A 15,970-nucleotide genomic window follows, 5' to 3' on the forward strand; every position below is an offset into this window, starting at 1 on the left:
TCAAACGCTGGCTTCAGCCTCACGCTGCTTCGCCAGCGCTGCCAGATCGGCCGGCTTCAGCTCGACCGATTCACCGCAGCCGCAGGCGGATGTCTGGTTCGGATTGTTGAAGGTGAAACCGGAGCGCATCTTGGTCACTTCGAAATCCATCTGCGTGCCGAGCAGATAAAGCACGGCGGAAGGCTGAACCCAGACCTTTGCGCCTTCGAATTCGACCAGATCATCCTTCGCATCCGGTTCGGTCACGAGGTCGATGGTATATTCCATGCCCGCGCAGCCGCCCTTCTTGATGCCGACGCGCACGCCCCTGGCATCCGGTCCGGAATTTTCGACGATTGCTTTAACGCGCGAGGCGGCAGCCCCGGTCATGGTCATGATCGCAAAGCCCATGGGCTCAATTCTCCTTCGACAATCGAGTTCAAGGCTCGATGCTTATGGATTTCAATTTAGTAGCGCCTGAGAGTGTCATCAAGGGATGACATCAGTCAAATCACGTCAGTACCAGCCGACAGCGACCTGTGCTTCTTCCGACATGCGGTCCGGCGTCCATGGCGGATCGAAGGTCATTTCGACCACGACACCGGAAACACCCTCGACGGCGCCCACGGCATTTTCCACCCAGCCTGGCATTTCACCTGCTACCGGGCAGCCGGGGGCCGTCAGCGTCATGACAATCTTGACCATCCGGTCGTCTTCGATGTCGATCTTGTAGACGAGGCCGAGTTCGAAGATATCGGCCGGAATTTCCGGGTCGTAGACGGTCTTCAGCGCCGCGATCACGTCATCGCTGAGGCGCGCCAGTTCGTCAGGCGGGATAGACGACGGCTTTGCCGCGTCTTCGGTCGTATCCTGGGTCTTTGCAGTGGCTTCGGCAGTCATGGTCTTAAACCTCAATCCTGATCTCTTATTCCGATATCAGGCGAAAAATTTGCGCGCATATTCCAGCGCCTCAACAAGAGAGTCTACTTCGGCGCGGGTATTGTAAAGGCCGAACGATGCCCGGCATGTGGAGGTGACGCCAAAGCGTTTCAAGAGCGGCATGGCGCAATGGGTGCCCGCACGTACCGCAACGCCGCGCCTGTCGATCACCATCGAGACATCATGGGCGTGAATGCCCTCAAGCTCGAAGGAGAAGATGCCGCCCTTGTCCGGCGCATTGCCGATGATGCGCAGCGAATTGATCTCGCGCAGACACTCGGCAGCGTAAGCGGCAAGATCAGCCTCATGCGCGGCAATCGCGGCGCGGCCGAGATTGTCCATGTAATCCAGCGCGTAACCGAGGCCGATCGCCTGCACGATGGGCGGCGTGCCGGCTTCGAAACGGTGTGGCGGCTCATTATAGGTCACATTGTCTTCGGTAACGTCGAGGATCATCTCGCCGCCGCCCTGGAACGGCCGCATCTCGCGCAGGCGGTCAGCCTTGCCATAGAGCACACCGATGCCCGAGGGACCGTAAAGCTTGTGGCCGGTCATCACATACCAGTCGCAATCGATATCGCGCACATCGACCGGCATGTGAACCGCGCCCTGCGAACCATCGATCAACACCGGAATGCCGCGCTCATGGGCGATGCGGCAGATTTCCTTGACCGGCACGATGGTGCCGAGCGCATTCGACATATGGGTGATGGCGACAAGCTTGGTGCGCTCCGTCAGGCTCTTTTCGAAAGCCTCGATATGAAACGCGCCGTCATCGTCCACAGGCACCCAGACGAGCTTCGCACCCTGCCGTTCGCGGATGAAGTGCCACGGCACGATGTTGGAGTGATGCTCCATGATCGAGATGACGATCTCGTCACCCTCGCCGATCTTCGGCATGCCATAACCGTAAGCGACCGTATTGATCGCTTCCGTTGAGGATTTGGTGAAGACGATTTCGTCCACCGAACCGGCATTCAGGAAACGGCGCACCTTTTCGCGCGCCGCCTCATAGGCGTCGGTTGCGGCATTGGAGAGAAAATGCAGGCCGCGATGCACATTCGCATACTCATTGGCATAGGCATGCGAAACGGCGTCGATCACCACCTGCGGTTTTTGAGCGGACGCGCCGTTGTCAAGATAGACCAGCGGCTTGCCATAGACCTCGCGCGACAGGATCGGAAAATCCTTCCGCACGGCTTCAATGTCATAAGGGGCCGCCAATGCGGCGCGTTCGCTCTCAGGCATGATGTTCCAGCCAGCCGGAGATGATCGTCTCCAGCGCCTCTACCAGATTTTCTTCCTCCAGTTCCTCGACGATCTCGGCGACGAAGGCGTTGACGAGCATCGCCCGTGCCTTCGCCCGCGGCACGCCGCGCGCCATCAGGTAATAGAGATGATTGTCGCTGATATCGGCAACCGTCGCACCATGGCCGCACTGAACGTCGTCAGCGAAGATTTCCAGTTCCGGCTTTGCCGAGAACTCGCCATCGTCGGACATCAGCAGCGTATTGCACGCCATCTTCGCATCGGTCTTCTGGGCATCGGGCGCCACCCGGATCATGCCCTGGAAAATACCCTTTGCACGGTCGAACACCACGTTGCGGAACACTTCCGTGGAGGTCGTGTTCGGCACGTTGTGGCCGAGAACCATCGTCACGTCGGTATGGGTTTCGCCACCCAGAAGGTTGACGCCGCGAACGATGAGATCAGTGCCCTCACCTTCCACATCGATGCGCAGTTCCTGACGGACCAGCTTGCCGCCGGCATTGACAATGAACAGGCGAATCTTGGCGTCCGCACCGATTTTCATGCGCAGCTGGCCAAGATGGATATCGGCCGCACCCTGTTGCTGCAGGATGATCCAGGTCACTTCCGCGCCATCCTCGACCACGATGTCGCTGACGGAGGAAACAAAGGCCGCATCCGAAGTCACCGAAAGGTGACGCTCGATGACGGTTGCCTTGGAACCTTTGCCGAAACGGACCGGGAAGCGGCTGTGAACCTGGCCTGCGCCATGGACCGCCTGCAATTCGATCGGCTTCTCGATCTCGGCATCATCAGGGATCTCGAGCACCAGACCATCGCGCACGAAGCTGCCATTGATGCGGCCAATCGCGTCATCCTTGCTGGCTTCGGCAAGACCGGCAGCAGCAGAGCCATCGAGCAGGCTTTCGGCAAAGCGCGACACGCGGACGTCTTCAATCTTGCCGATATCAGCCGTGCCATGCTGCACATAGGCGACCAGCGAGCCGGAAACCGTTGGTGTCTGCTTTTCAATAACAGGCGCGGGCCGGTCTTCCGGAACGGCGCGCAGCAGGCTTTTCAGATCGGTATAGTGCCACGCCTCGATGCGGCGGGTCGGAAGACCGCCGGTCTTCAGATCGTCGAACAGCACGTCACGCGCGGCAACAACAGCGCCGTCGCCCGGCAATTCGCTGAACTTGGCGGTGTAAGCGTCGACCAGCGCGGTTTCCGCTGGCGTCAGCCGGTTGGTAGCTTGAATGTTCATGGACATCACCTCCTGGCCTCTGGCTTAGGCCGCTTCACCGATGATGTCGGCGTAACCATTGTTTTCCAGTTCCAGCGCCAGCGCCTTGTCACCCGAGCGGATGATCTTGCCCTTGTAGAGAACGTGAACGCTGTCAGGCACGATGTAATCAAGCAGGCGCTGATAGTGGGTGATGACGACGGTGGCGCGATCCGGCGACTTCAGCGCGTTGACGCCGTCAGCCACGATCTTCAGGGCGTCGATGTCGAGACCGCTATCGGTTTCATCGAGAACGCAGAGCTTCGGCTCCAGAAGCGCCATCTGCAGGATTTCAGCGCGCTTCTTCTCACCACCGGAAAAGCCGACGTTGAGCGGACGTTTCAGCATCTCCATGTCGATCTTCAGATCGCCAGCGGCTTCCTTGACGCGGCGGATGAAGTCCGGCGTCGTCAGCTCAGACTCGCCGCGCGCCTTGCGCTGCTCGTTCATCGCAACCTTCAGGAACTGCATGGTGGCGACACCGGGAATTTCGACCGGATACTGGAAGGCAAGGAAGATGCCCTTGGCCGCGCGCTCGGCGGCGTCCAGCTCCAGAATGCTTTCGCCATTGTAAAGAATGTCACCGGAGGTGACTTCATAATCTTCGCGGCCCGACAGGATGTAGGACAGCGTCGACTTGCCGGAACCGTTCGGGCCCATGATGGCCGCAACTTCACCAGCGGCAACCTTCAGGTTGAGGCCCTTGATGATCTCGGTTTCGGTATCGGCGATCTTTGCGTGCAGGTCGATGATTTCAAGCATGGTTTTGTTCCTGTTCATGGTGCGGTTTCAAGGACCGCCTCGTGCGCCCTATCAGGGCTTGTCTCAAATCTCTCATCCGTCATCCTCGGGCTTGACCCGAGGATCCAGGAAGTGGGTTGTCTCTGCTCAGGCCTAGGGCCGTGGATCCTCGGGTCAAGCCCGAGGATGACGCCGAGTGTGAGTTAACCCACGCTTCCTTCCAGCGAAATGCCGATCAGCTTCTGCGCTTCCACGGCAAATTCCATCGGCAGCTCCTGAATGACTTCCTTCACGAAACCGTTGACGATCAGTGCGATCGCCGCTTCTTCGGGAATGCCGCGCTGCAGGCAATAGAACAGCTGGTCTTCGGAAATCTTCGACGTCGTCGCCTCGTGCTCGAAATGCGCGGAGGAATTCTTCGCCTCGATATAGGGCACGGTATGCGCGCCGCACTTGTCGCCGATCAGCAGCGAGTCGCACTGCGTGAAGTTGCGCGTGTTGGTCGCCTTGCGGTGGGCCGAAACCTGGCCGCGATAGACGTTTTCCGAAAAGCCGGCGGCAATGCCCTTGGCGATGATGCGGCTCGACGTGTTCTTGCCGAGATGGATCATCTTGGTGCCGCTGTCGATCTGCTGATGGCCATTGGAGACCGCGATCGAATAGAACTCGCCACGGCTGTCATCGCCGCGCAGGATGCAGGACGGGTATTTCCAGGTGATGGCCGAGCCGGTTTCCACCTGCGTCCACGAAATCTTCGAACGGTCGCCGCGGCAATCGCCACGCTTGGTCACGAAGTTGTAGATACCGCCCTTGCCTTCCTTGTCGCCCGGATACCAGTTCTGGACGGTGGAATATTTGATTTCGGCATCGTCGAGCGCCACAAGCTCGACCACGGCGGCGTGAAGCTGGTTCTCGTCGCGCTGCGGCGCCGTGCAGCCTTCCAGATAGGAGACGTAAGCACCCTCTTCGGCGATGATCAGCGTGCGCTCGAACTGGCCGGTGTTCTTTTCGTTGATGCGGAAATAGGTGGAAAGCTCCATCGGGCACCGCACGCCCTTCGGCACGAAGACGAAGGAGCCGTCGGTGAAGACAGCCGAGTTCAGCGTCGCGTAGAAATTGTCCGTCGTCGGAACGACAGAGCCCAGATATTTCTTCACCAGCTCCGGATGCTCGCGCACGGCTTCCGAAATCGACATGAAGATGACGCCGGCTTTCGCCAGTTCCGCCTTGAAGGTGGTGACGACGGAGACGCTGTCGAACACGGCGTCCACCGCAACCGGGCGCTTTTCGACGCCGGCGAGGATTTCCTGTTCCTTCAGCGGAATGCCGAGCTTCTCATAGACCTTCAAAAGCTCCGGGTCGACCTCATCGAGCGACTTCGGGCCGGGCGCGGTCTTCGGCGCGGCGTAATAATAGAGATCGTTGAAATCGATCTTGGGGTAGCTGACGCGCGCCCAGGTCGGCTCTTCCATCGTCAGCCAGCGCTTGTAAGCCTCAAGACGCCATTCCAGCATCCATTCCGGCTCCTGCTTCTTGGCCGAGATGAAACGGATCACCTCTTCCGAAAGGCCCTTGGGAGCCTTGTCGACTTCGATATTGGTTTCGAAGCCGTATTTATACTGGTCCACATCGATCTGGCGGACCTGATCGATCGTTTCCTGAACCGCTGCCATGTCGTTCTCCAATCTCGCCGGAGCCAAGGTCCGGTGGCTTGTCAACGTATCAAGGCGGAAAGCCGCCTTATCCATCTTCGGGCAATGTCACCGCGCCGTTAAGCGGGGCGGTGCTTATACCCATGTAAGTGCGGGATGGCGCTTTTCACACATCCCGGCAAGCGGAAAATTGCTATTCCGCAATTCTTTGCCGCATTTTAAGCGGCTTGACCGGAAAGCCTGCGCCGCCCGGCAATTTTCGCAAACGCCGCAAGCGTCCGTTCTATATCGGCCTCATCAGTCGCATGGCCAAGGGAAATCCTGAGTGCGCCGAGCTTGGGATCACGCCCCATAGCCGTCAGCACATGGCTTTCCCCCACCTTGCCGGATGAGCAGGCCGAACCGGCAGAGAGCGCAATGCCTTCAATATCGAAAGCGATCTGCCCCGTTTCCGCCTTCAGGCCCGGCAGGGTGAAAAACGTGGTATTGCCAACGCGGGCAACATCCTCGCCGTGGATGATCACGTCAGGCGCACTCACCCGCATACCGTCTTCCAGCCGCGCCCGCAGAGCGGCAAGACGCGCCGCTTCAATCTCGAGATTCTTGGCAGCAACAGCGGCAGCGGCACCAAACCCAATGACCGACAGGGTATTTTCCGTGCCGGAACGATGCCCCTTTTCCTGTCCGCCGCCATGGATAAGCGGCTTCGGCATCATCACCTCGCCGCGCGAGACCAGCGCACCAGCCCCCTTGGGGCCACCGAGCTTGTGGGACGAGACAACAAGGAAATCGGCATCGAACGCATTGATATCGAGCGGAACCCGGCCTGCCGCCTGAACGGCATCAACCACCATCAATCCACCCGCCGCATGCACCAGCCGCGCCGCTTCCGCCACCGGCTGGAGGATGCCGGTTTCGTTATTCACCAGCATGCAGGCAACCATCGGCAGGCCGGTGGAAGCATCATGCGAAGACAGCAGCGTCTGAAGTGCCGCAAGATCGATGACACCCGCTGACGTAACGGGAATTTCCGTAACGTCAGCCTTGCCGAATCGGCCGCCTTCGCGAAAGGCGGGGTGCTCGATAGCGGAGACGTAAAGACGGCCATAGCGCACGGGAGCGCGCCCCATCTTGAATTCAGGCGTCAGCACCAGATTGGCGGCTTCCGTCGCGCCGCTGGTGAAGGTGACATGGGCGGCCTGCGCACCGGCAAGCGCTGCAACCTCGCGGCGGGCGGCCTCGACGGCAGCGCGCGCCGCACGCCCTTCCCGGTGAACGGAAGACGGGTTGCCGGAAAGATCGAGCGCCGACACAAGGACATCACGCACGGCGGGCAGAAGCGGCGCCGTGGCGTTCCAGTCCATATATGTGCGCGTCAAACCCGTCATGACGATGAGGCTTTATCCAATCTTCAATGCGCAAAAACGCATTTTTCTTGAAATTACAGTTGCGCTTGTCTTATGACACGACCCGAGTGCTTAAGCACACGCAAAGTTTCGAATTATTCTAAACTGCGTTCTAGAAAAGATGACACAGTTCGTCAAGTCTTCTCATCGGAAGAATGCGGTTGGAGAATGAAAAAACACGACCGGAGTACCAATGCCCGAAGTCATCTTTAACGGCCCTGCGGGTCGCCTCGAAGGCCGTTATCAACCCTCCAAGGAAAAGAGCGCGCCGATCGCGATCATCCTTCATCCGCACCCGCAGTTTGGCGGCACGATGAACAACCAGATCGTCTATCAGCTCTTCTATCTTTTCCAGAAGCGCGGCTTCACGACGCTCCGGTTCAATTTCCGCTCCATCGGCCGCAGCCAGGGCGAATTCGACCATGGCGCCGGCGAGCTTTCCGACGCCGCCTCCGCGCTCGACTGGGTGCAGAGCCTGCATCCCGATTCGAAAAGCTGCTGGGTCGCGGGTTACTCCTTTGGCGCCTGGATCGGCATGCAGCTTCTGATGCGCCGCCCGGAAATCGAAGGTTTCATGTCGATTGCGCCGCAGCCGAATACCTACGACTTCTCCTTCCTCGCCCCCTGCCCGTCGTCGGGCCTCATCATCAACGGCGATAGCGACAAGGTCGCGCCTGAGAAGGATGTCAACGGCCTGGTGGAGAAGCTGAAGACCCAGAAGGGCATCCTCATCACCCACCGCACGCTTCCCGGCGCCAACCACTTCTTCAACGGCAAGGTGGATGAGCTGATGGGCGAATGCGAGGACTATCTCGACCGCCGCCTCAATGGCGAACTGGTGCCGGAACCGGCGGCGAAGCGCATTCGGTGATTGGCCGAGCCTCTTCTACCCATGATCCCCGGCGGGCTTGGCTCACCCCCCTCTGCCCTGCCGGGCATCTCCCCCACAGGTGGGGAGATCGAATCGTGGCGGCCTTCCAGCCACCTTCAACGTAGAAGCTTGGGCGAGGAGCGGGCGTCTGGCTGATCTCCCCCCCTTGTGGGGGAGATGCCCGGCAGGGCAGAGGGGGGTAAACCACACCCGCCACCTTTCTTATCACCCCCGCACCAAAACCCCACCCGTCACCGGCTCCTTCACCCCCGTCGTCCCCGGATAGGTCAGCGGCAAACCCTTCAGCGAGCGCACGGCCAGATAAGCCCAGGCCTCCGCCTCCATCGCCCCGCCATCGAAACCCGCCTCTTCCGCCGCGATCACCCGTGCGCCGACCTTTGCGGCAAGGCCCGCAAACTCCGCCATGATCACCGGATTGAGCCGCCCGCCGCCACAGACCACATAGGTCTTCGCCGCTTCTGGCAGATAGCTCGCGGACTTCAGAATGGCGGCACCCGTCAGATGCGCCAGCGTTCGCGCCCCATCCGCCAGCGGGACTTCCCCTTTTTTCGGCGGCACGAAATCGCCGCGGTCCAGCGACCGGCGGATATTGGCTGAAAAAAACGGGCTTTCCATATAACGCGCCACCAGCGAGGCTACGACGCTGCCGCCTGCCGCCGTCCTGCCGCCCTTGTCGAAGGCTTTGCCCGTATGCGCCTCGATCCACTGGTCGATCAGCATATTGCCCGGTCCGCTATCGAAAGCCGCGAGCCGTCCGCCATCACCGATATAGGTGAGATTGGAAATGCCGCCGATATTGACGAAAACGGCCGGCGTTTCGAACCCATCGGGCAGATTGGCGGAAAGCGCCATGTGATAGGCCGGGATCAGCGGCGCCCCCTGCCCGCCATGCACCATGTCGTTGGCCCGCATGTCGTAGACCACATCGATGCCGGTTTCGGAGGCCAGAAGCGCGCCGTCGCCGATCTGCACGGTCAGCGCCTCGTCCGGCCGGTGCAGCACCGTCTGGCCATGAAAGCCGATCACGTCGATATCGCCGGGCTGGAGCCGGTGACGGTGGAGGAAGGATTTGACCGCCGCCGCATGGGCAAGCGTCAGCTTGCGCTCGGCCTCACCCAGATCGTCGGGACGTTCGCGCCGTTCACGAATGGCCTTGGCCGTAACCAATGCCTTCTGCCAGATGGCGCGCAGGCCCGGATCATAGGGGAAATACCCACTCGGCCCATGCCGCACCACGCTTTCGCCATCCGTGCGCAAAAGGGCGATATCGATGCCGTCCATCGATGTGCCGCTCATCAGCCCGATTGCCGTTTTGACCTCGCCCACCTGCCGCTCCCCTGCAATCACGAATCATCATGGAGTGAATCCCGACATTCATGGCCGAAACGGGTGCACATTTCAAAAAACAATGATAAAGCCGCGACGGTCATTGGTTTTCGATGGCCGCAAAGATCAAACCAGAAAGAAAAAGGTTATGTCCAGGTTCAAGTCCGATTTCCTCCGCACGCTCGATGAGCGCGGCTTCATTCACCAGATCTCCGATGAGGCAGGTCTCGACGAACTGTTCGCCAAGGAAACCGTGACCGCCTATATCGGCTATGACCCGACGGCTTCGAGTTTGCATGTCGGCCACCTCACCCAGATCATGATGCTGCACTGGATGCAGAAGACCGGCCACCAGCCGATCTCGCTGATGGGCGGCGGCACCGGCATGGTGGGCGATCCCTCCTTCAAGGAAGAAGCCCGCAAGCTGATGACGATCGACATGATCGAGGACAACATCACCTCGCTCAAGCATGTCTTCGCCAATTACCTCGACTACGACCGCGCCAGCAATCCGGCACTGATGATCAACAATGCCGACTGGCTGCGCGGCCTCAACTACCTCGAATTCCTGCGCGATGTCGGCCGCCATTTCTCGGTCAACCGCATGCTGTCCTTCGACAGCGTGAAGACCCGCCTCGACCGCGAGCAGTCGCTGTCCTTCCTCGAATTCAACTACATGATCCTGCAGGCCTACGACTTCGTGGAGCTGAACCAGCGCACCGGCTGCCGCCTGCAGATGGGCGGCTCGGACCAGTGGGGCAACATCATCAACGGCATCGACCTCGGTCACCGCATGGGGACGCCGCAGCTTTACGCGCTGACCTCGCCGCTGCTCACCACCTCTTCCGGTGCGAAAATGGGCAAGTCGGCTTCCGGCGCAGTATGGCTGAACAGGGACCTGCTGCCGGTCTATGATTTCTGGCAATACTGGCGCAACACGGAAGATGCGGACGTGGTTCGCTTCGCCAAGCTCTTCACCACCCTGCCGATGGATGAGATCGCCCGTATCGCCGCCCTTGGCGGATCGGAGATCAACGAGGCGAAGAAAATCCTCGCGACCGAAGTGACCGCCATCCTGCACGGCCGCGCTGCGGCGGAAGAAGCTGCCGAGACGGCGCGCAAGACTTTCGAGGAAGGTGCACTCGCTGAAAACCTGCCCTCCATCGAGGTTCCGACATCCGAACTCGAAGCCGGCCTCGGCGTCCTGTCGCTCATCGTCCGTGCCGGCCTCGCCGGCTCGAACGGCGAGGCCCGTCGCCACGTTCAGGGCGGTGCGGTGAAGATCAACGACATCGGCGTTTCGGATGAGCGCCAGACGGTTGGTTCCGGTGAAGTGACCGGCGACGGCGTCATCAAGTTGTCGGTCGGCAAGAAGAAGCACGTTCTGGTTCGCCCGGCGTAAGGGCAACGGAAAGATGTTCTTCCGGGGGAACGAAAGCATCCCCCGGGACAACTCCACCCTCCCCATCATCCTCGGGCTTGACCCGAGGATCCACAGCCCGGCGCAACGATGGATCCTCGGGTCAAGCCCGAGGATGACGTCGAGTGTGTGGCCACCTTGTGATGCGGGCCCTCTTACTGAAATTCGAAAATCTGGCGGAAGACACCAGGCGCAATCAGCGACAGCGGATTGATCGTCAGCTTCGGCTGGTCCGTCTGGCCTGATAGTTTGAAGGTAATGCCGAGCAGCCCCCGGTCGCGGCCATTGCCGAGGAAGATGCCAATGAAGGGCAGCTCGCCGAACAGCCGGTTCAACCCATAAGCGGGCATGAAGGTGCCGGTCATGTCCATACGGCCGCTCTGATCCTTCAAGAGCCCCTGGAAGGTCGCGCCGATCTGTTCGCCGCGCACGACGCCGTTTTCCACCGCCACCGAACCATTGACGTAAACCAGCCGGGCAAAACCGCGCTGGAACTTCTCCGAGCTGACGTCGATATTGCGGCGCACCGCATTGTTGAGGCTCCTGCCGTCCTCGCCCGTCGGCGTGGCGACGATGTCCTGAAGCTTGGCTTCGTTGACGACGGCAAAATTGCGCAGGTCGAGCGATCCGCTCCAGTCGCTGCCATTGGAGGTCGTCAGCGCAAGGTTGAGAAGACCGCCACGAATGCGGCTGTAGATATTGGCAAACCGGGCCAGAGACCCCGCGTCGCTGCTGGTCAGCGTCACGGTTCCCGTCGCCCCGCGATTGGTGGTTTGCGCCACGACCGCCTGGCCGTTGCCGGTTACACCCCGCACATCGACCGAGCGCACCTTGCCGTCCCGCACGCTGACATCGGCGCTGACATTGGCGAGGATTTCATCGTTGAAACCATAGACCCTGTCGAATTGCGCCTTGACCGCAAGCGTGGGCTGCGCGCGGGATACGCCGTCGCCGCTGCTGGAGGAGCTGCGCAGCTTCGAGATGAAGGGCCTGAGATCGGCGGATTTTCCTGATGCATTGATGATGTAGCCGTTCTTCGAAGCGGCGACCGAAACGGCGTAGTTATCGGAGGGTGACAGCTGCACGCGGCTGAGATCGGCTGAGATCAGCCCGCTCTTGTTGAAGGCGATATCGCCGGCAGCCCCGAAACCGTCGCCGTCTAGGGAGAAGTCGCTGATTGTCGTGCGCCCGTCCACCGTTTCCGTGGTGAATTTGGCGCTGGCGGGAATGCCGATGCCCTTGCTCCAGCCGAGCCCGGGAAGGATGATCGACGCCTTGGTGAGATCGAGCCGGATGTCCTGGCGTTTCGGGTCTGCGCCGTCGACTTCGACCATCGTCGTGCCGCCCAGCACCGAGGAGAGTTCCGGCGCAAGCTTGGCGACCTGCGTCTCGTTCAAGGTGGCTTTCAGGGACAGGGTGGGCACGACATCGCTGTTCTTTCGCACCGGCTCCGTCATCACGATATCCATCGGCACGTCGTCCACGCGGCCCTTGCCCTGCAGTTTGAGCTGGTGGTCGTTCAATGACATGAAACCGTCAAGCGCGGTCACCTTGTGGCCGGCGAAGGGCTTCATCAGCGCAAGGTTCTTCAGGTCAAGATCGGCCGTCCATACGGGCGGAGGCGGGTTCTGGCTGGAGAGCAGGCCGACGGTCAGCCTCGCATTGGCTTTCACATCGCCGGTGAAATCCTCGGGCTTGAACTGCGTATCCTTGAGCGCATTGATCGGTTTCAGCGTCGCAAGCTCCGCCACGGCATCGGCCGCACCCGAGACATTCAGTTCCAGATTTCCAAGCAGCGGCTTGTCGTAAACGGCGGAAATGAGGAACCGGCTGTTCTCCAGCGCCAGGGACCGGTTGGACGGGAAATAGGACGTCGCCCGCTTGATGTCGACCGCCATCTTGCCGCCGACAAGGTCGAAATGCGCATCGACATCGCGCAGCGGCGGAATGTCGCCGGTGGTGTTGAGCCGCGTATCGTCAATGTCGAAACGGATCTGCATTTCGCTTTCGCCGAGCACCAGCGGGCAGCCGGGGCCGCACATGCGTCCCTGCGGGATGAAGATCGCGATCGAACCATTGGTGACGGTGCCGCCATAAAGATTGGACACCACCCAGTCACGTGGCTTGTGCGCCATCCAGAACGGCCAGAGCTGCTTGACCTTGGTGGCCTCCATCTTCGGAATCTGTCCAGCGAAGCTGATTTCCGGCGAACCCTGGCCGAACCGGATTTTCAGCGATCCCGCCATGTCGCCAAGCGGACCGCTGACATAAAGCGAGGGAACCTCAAGCTGCTTGGTGGCCGCCGTGAACCGCCCGTCCGCCTTGAGGCTGAAAGGAACCGGGGCCTCGCCGGAGGCTTCGGACGAGGCAAGCCCGTTGTCGATCCGCAGCGAAAGGCCGAAACCATCGTCCGTATCGCTGATCTCACCGGCAACCGGAATGACCGTCCGTCCGAGGTCCAGCCGGGAATTGTCGATGACCAGGGTGCTTTTGGCAAAATCATAACGCGCTCGGACAGTGCCCGCCGTAAAGGTCTGGGACTCGCCGCCAATCATCAGCGTTCCATTGCCGAGGCCGAGCGAGATCTCCAGCCGCGGCTCCTGCTCTTCCATCGCGCGCCGGGCGACAATATTGATACCCGTCTTGACGTTCAGGCCCTCATGGAGATTTCCGTCGGGATCGTATTTCTCCAGAAACGGGCCGATATCGAAACCGTCGATGCGGGCTTCAAAACCGTCTATCCGGCCGCCCGATCCCGAAGTCTGCAGCGACACGCTGGCAATTTCACCGTTGAACAGCGTCTCGCCATCCAGCGAATATCCGCCCTGCTGATCGGGCGTCAGCGACAGTTCACGCACTTCGACGGTGCGCGGCTTGCCCAACTCTCCGGGCGGCAGGTGAACCGAAACGCTGGAAATATCGATTTCCTCGGTTCCGCTGCTCAGAAAAGCCTGAGCGAGCTTGTCGAGCTGCCCGAAGGCCTCCTGCAATTGCTGCGGCACGGCGTCGAGCTTGACACTGGCGAGATCGAACCCGTTACCCTTGGGCAGAAGCGCCGTATCGAGCTCCATCCCGTCAGCCTCCAGGCTCTCAACCGATACACGGCCACCCAGAAGCGCGATGGGATCGAGCGCCATGCCGATTGCCCGCGCCCGGCTCAGATGCTGGCCGGATTCTTTCTCGATGATATCCACGTCCTCGGCCACCAGCGCCAGCCGCAGCCCGGTGGAAAACCGGATCGCCGAGGAGCCGATCCGCGCGCTGTAGTGGGGCCCGAGCGCCCTTTCCAGCGCCTGTTGCGCCTGGCTGGAAAGCGTCGCATCGATCGATCCGGTCTCGACGGAAAGAATGATGCCGCCGATGGAGAGGAAGGCCAGCACGAAAAGCGCCGCGAAAATCTTGACGAAGGCGCGCAGCATGGAGCGCGGCGCCGGGCAATGCACGATGATGGGATCTTCGGCCTGCGCCGATGGAAGATCATGCAGCGCAACGATATCGCGCCTGCTGAACGTAACCTTTTCACCCCTGACTTCAGCCATACGCCCGTGTTTGCCCCTGAATAGCTTTTGTTTCGCCGCAACACCGGAGCGGGATGGCGAAAAGTGTAAGCGGTTTTCGTCTGAAAACCCGCCCTAATTCTTTAGTCCGGATCGCGATTCGGATTTCAGATCGATTCAGCCTGAAATCGCAATCGTGATCTGGACGACGCGCGGTTTCGCTATATATCGAATGTGGCGACTTTCCCTCAACATCCCGGCGAAAGAAAGGTAGATTATGACAGACTTGACGATTGGCGGCCCGGCTCCCGATTTTACTTTGCCCCGCAACGGTGAAGGGACGGTGACATTGTCCAAACTTCAAGGCAAGGCCGTCATCCTCTATTTCTATCCGAAGGACGACACATCCGGCTGCACCGCAGAGGCCATCGACTTCAGCGCGCTGGGCGGCGAATTCGAGGCCGCCAACGCCGTCGTTATCGGCATTTCGCCCGACAGCGTCAAAAGCCACGACAAGTTTGCGGCGAAACATTCCCTCTCCGTCATGCTCGCTTCAGACGAGGAGCGGAAGGTTCTGGAAGCCTACGGCGTCTGGAAGGAAAAAAGCATGTATGGGAAAAAATACATGGGCGTCGAACGCACGACCGTTCTCGTCGCGCCTGACGGCAAGATCGCGGAAATCTGGAATAAGGTGAAGGTCGCCGGTCACGCTCAGGCCGTTCTTGAGGCAGCAAGGAAGCTCTGAGGAGCGTGTCGCCGTGACGCCACCGTTCCAGATCATGTCCCTGCGCGGCGGCGCCACAGAGGCGATCGCAAGCGCAGATCTCGACCGAAAGACCGCACTCGCGCAGGAAACCGCGACGCGGTGGTTCGAGCGCCGCCTGTCGCTGCGTTCCCCGCTCGACCCGCCGCTGCCCGAACGACCGGGCAGGCCCGAGAAGCCGGAACTCGTGCCGCCGACCGCCGTGGAGCGCCGTTCGCTTCACAGCGTCAAGGGCCGCATCGCGCTGCTGCACGCCATCGCCCATATCGAACTCAACGCCGTCGATCTCGCGCTCGATATCGTCGCGCGTTATGCCAGCGAGCCGGTGCCGCATTCCTTTTTCGACGGCTGGATGCAGGTCGCCTTCGAGGAAGCGAAACATTTCCGGCTGGTGCGGGACAGGCTGAGAAGCCTCGGCGCCGACTATGGCGATCTGCCGGCCCATGACGGGCTCTGGCAGGCCGCCCACTCCACCCGCAACGATCTCACCGCCCGGCTTGCGGTCGTGCCGCTCATCCTCGAAGCGCGCGGGCTGGACGTCACCCCCGCCCTGCAGGCCAGGATGCGCGAGACCGGCGACCTCGAAAGCGCCGCCGTTCTCGACGTCATCTATAATGACGAAAAGGGCCATGTCGCCATCGGCGCGAAATGGTTCCGCTTCCTCTGCGCGCGTGAGAAGAAGGACCCGGCCGCAACCTTCAGGCAGCTGGTGCGCGCCAATTTCCGCGGGCCGCTGAAACCGCCCTTCAATGACCTTGCACGGGCCGAGGCCGGCCTGACGCCTTCCTTTTACCGCTCGCTCACATCCGTCAGCCAATAGCCGAC

The 15,970-nt window shown here is 60.7% G+C and carries 13 protein-coding genes; 4 read left to right on the forward strand and 9 right to left on the reverse strand.

The features are described 5' to 3' along the window. The 7 genes from sufA to N5D22_RS08715 all read right to left on the reverse strand — a co-directional run bounded on the left by sufA (window position 1) and on the right by N5D22_RS08715 (window position 7,229). Window positions 1-390, reverse strand: coding sequence for a Fe-S cluster assembly scaffold SufA (gene sufA / locus N5D22_RS08685; RefSeq protein ID WP_059760334.1), 390 nt, complete (start codon window positions 388-390; stop codon window positions 1-3). Window positions 391-495: 105 nt separating this feature from the next. Beyond that, entirely contained in the window at window positions 496-879 is a 384-nt protein-coding gene (locus N5D22_RS08690; RefSeq protein ID WP_003495414.1) for an SUF system Fe-S cluster assembly protein, read from the reverse strand. A gap of 36 nt (window positions 880-915) precedes the next feature. Then, window positions 916-2,166: a cysteine desulfurase gene (locus tag N5D22_RS08695; protein ID WP_279657154.1), complete on the reverse strand. Its 1,251-nt coding sequence runs from the start codon at window positions 2,164-2,166 to the stop codon at window positions 916-918. Continuing rightward, on the reverse strand, window positions 2,159-3,430 hold the full coding sequence (gene sufD / locus N5D22_RS08700) for a Fe-S cluster assembly protein SufD (protein ID WP_279657152.1): 1,272 nt from the start codon (window positions 3,428-3,430) through the stop codon (window positions 2,159-2,161). Before sufD ends, N5D22_RS08695 begins: the two co-directional genes overlap by 8 nt. A 24-nt stretch (window positions 3,431-3,454) precedes the next feature. Continuing rightward, window positions 3,455-4,210: a Fe-S cluster assembly ATPase SufC gene (gene sufC / locus N5D22_RS08705; protein WP_003522658.1), complete on the reverse strand. Its 756-nt coding sequence runs from the start codon at window positions 4,208-4,210 to the stop codon at window positions 3,455-3,457. A gap of 182 nt (window positions 4,211-4,392) precedes the next feature. Next, a complete protein-coding gene (sufB, locus tag N5D22_RS08710; RefSeq protein ID WP_020809911.1) occupies window positions 4,393-5,862 on the reverse strand; it encodes a Fe-S cluster assembly protein SufB in 1,470 nt (489 codons plus the stop codon). Between the two features lie 197 nt (window positions 5,863-6,059). Then, entirely contained in the window at window positions 6,060-7,229 is a 1,170-nt protein-coding gene (locus N5D22_RS08715) for a cysteine desulfurase family protein (protein WP_279658498.1), read from the reverse strand. Between the two features lie 211 nt (window positions 7,230-7,440). Between N5D22_RS08715 and N5D22_RS08720 the strand changes: the two genes are divergently transcribed. Next, window positions 7,441-8,118: an alpha/beta hydrolase gene (locus N5D22_RS08720; protein WP_020012833.1), complete on the forward strand. Its 678-nt coding sequence runs from the start codon at window positions 7,441-7,443 to the stop codon at window positions 8,116-8,118. A 225-nt stretch (window positions 8,119-8,343) separates the two neighbouring features. Here N5D22_RS08720 and N5D22_RS08725 read toward each other — a convergent pair whose 3' ends face one another. Continuing rightward, window positions 8,344-9,465, reverse strand: a complete 1,122-nt coding sequence (locus N5D22_RS08725) for an anhydro-N-acetylmuramic acid kinase (protein WP_279658499.1) — start codon at window positions 9,463-9,465, stop codon at window positions 8,344-8,346. Window positions 9,466-9,613: 148 nt separating this feature from the next. Between N5D22_RS08725 and tyrS the strand changes: the two genes are divergently transcribed. Then, entirely contained in the window at window positions 9,614-10,867 is a 1,254-nt protein-coding gene (gene tyrS / locus N5D22_RS08730; protein WP_279658500.1) for a tyrosine--tRNA ligase, read from the forward strand. A 173-nt stretch (window positions 10,868-11,040) separates the two neighbouring features. Here tyrS and N5D22_RS08735 read toward each other — a convergent pair whose 3' ends face one another. Then, complete coding sequence (locus tag N5D22_RS08735) at window positions 11,041-14,424, reverse strand: DUF3971 domain-containing protein (protein WP_279658501.1); 3,384 nt, start codon at window positions 14,422-14,424, stop codon at window positions 11,041-11,043. 235 nt (window positions 14,425-14,659) lie between these two features. Between N5D22_RS08735 and N5D22_RS08740 the strand changes: the two genes are divergently transcribed. Further along, window positions 14,660-15,127, forward strand: a complete 468-nt coding sequence (locus N5D22_RS08740; protein WP_279658502.1) for a peroxiredoxin — start codon at window positions 14,660-14,662, stop codon at window positions 15,125-15,127. A 13-nt stretch (window positions 15,128-15,140) separates the two neighbouring features. After that, entirely contained in the window at window positions 15,141-15,965 is an 825-nt protein-coding gene (locus N5D22_RS08745) for a ferritin-like domain-containing protein (RefSeq protein WP_279658503.1), read from the forward strand. The last annotated feature ends 5 nt before the right edge of the window (window positions 15,966-15,970 follow it).

The organism is Agrobacterium sp. GD03872 (assembly GCF_029840625.1).
Lineage (GTDB): Bacteria > Pseudomonadota > Alphaproteobacteria > Rhizobiales > Rhizobiaceae > Agrobacterium > Agrobacterium fabrum_A.

What these genes read in the sequence shown, in the direction of transcription:
- N5D22_RS08720 (WP_020012833.1), top strand. Translation starts at nt 7,441, where the DNA reads ATGCCCGAAGTCATCTTTAACGGCCCTGCGGGTCGCCTCGAAGGCCGT.
- tyrS (WP_279658500.1), top strand. Translation starts at nt 9,614, where the DNA reads ATGTCCAGGTTCAAGTCCGATTTCCTCCGCACGCTCGATGAGCGCGGC.
- sufB (WP_020809911.1), bottom strand. Translation starts at nt 5,862, where the DNA reads ATGGCAGCGGTTCAGGAAACGATCGATCAGGTCCGCCAGATCGATGTG.
- N5D22_RS08690 (WP_003495414.1), bottom strand. Translation starts at nt 879, where the DNA reads ATGACTGCCGAAGCCACTGCAAAGACCCAGGATACGACCGAAGACGCG.
- sufD (WP_279657152.1), bottom strand. Translation starts at nt 3,430, where the DNA reads ATGAACATTCAAGCTACCAACCGGCTGACGCCAGCGGAAACCGCGCTG.
- N5D22_RS08715 (WP_279658498.1), bottom strand. Translation starts at nt 7,229, where the DNA reads ATGACGGGTTTGACGCGCACATATATGGACTGGAACGCCACGGCGCCG.
- N5D22_RS08740 (WP_279658502.1), top strand. Translation starts at nt 14,660, where the DNA reads ATGACAGACTTGACGATTGGCGGCCCGGCTCCCGATTTTACTTTGCCC.
- N5D22_RS08735 (WP_279658501.1), bottom strand. Translation starts at nt 14,424, where the DNA reads ATGGCTGAAGTCAGGGGTGAAAAGGTTACGTTCAGCAGGCGCGATATC.
- sufC (WP_003522658.1), bottom strand. Translation starts at nt 4,210, where the DNA reads ATGCTTGAAATCATCGACCTGCACGCAAAGATCGCCGATACCGAAACC.
- N5D22_RS08695 (WP_279657154.1), bottom strand. Translation starts at nt 2,166, where the DNA reads ATGCCTGAGAGCGAACGCGCCGCATTGGCGGCCCCTTATGACATTGAA.
- sufA (WP_059760334.1), bottom strand. Translation starts at nt 390, where the DNA reads ATGGGCTTTGCGATCATGACCATGACCGGGGCTGCCGCCTCGCGCGTT.